The organism is Bacillus infantis, assembly GCF_050107595.1.
GTDB lineage: Bacteria > Bacillota > Bacilli > Bacillales > Cytobacillaceae > Bacillus_AB > Bacillus_AB infantis_C.
Genome location: NZ_JBNILH010000046.1, coordinates 1 through 255, shown reverse-complemented (window position 1 = coordinate 255; position 255 = coordinate 1). Strand labels below are relative to the sequence as shown.

At 39.2% G+C, this 255-nt stretch carries 1 pseudogene; it reads left to right on the top strand.

The annotated features are described in order from the left end of the window. Positions 1-137: pseudogene (locus tag ACQCVH_RS25370) on the top strand (IS110 family transposase); the annotation flags it as partial. Positions 138-255: the final 118 nt, after the last annotated feature.

Below are 255 nucleotides of genomic sequence, written 5' to 3'. Positions count from 1 at the left end.
CCCTGATTGCTTTGTGTAATAAATTGATTCGTATCTTCTTTGGCATTGGTAAAAAGCAGTTTGAATTTAGTGAAGAAAGAATGTTAAAGGACATCCCTCATTTGGCATTATTAAAGCAGGCAGAATTGGCCGCTTAATTCTAGTTTGGTTTAGATAATTAGTAGTTGTGGGTTTATATTCTTGGAGACATTTGAAGCACGGATTAGTCGGCAAAGCAACTAAATTACGGGCTTGGACCCTGTGGGGCAGCATGGC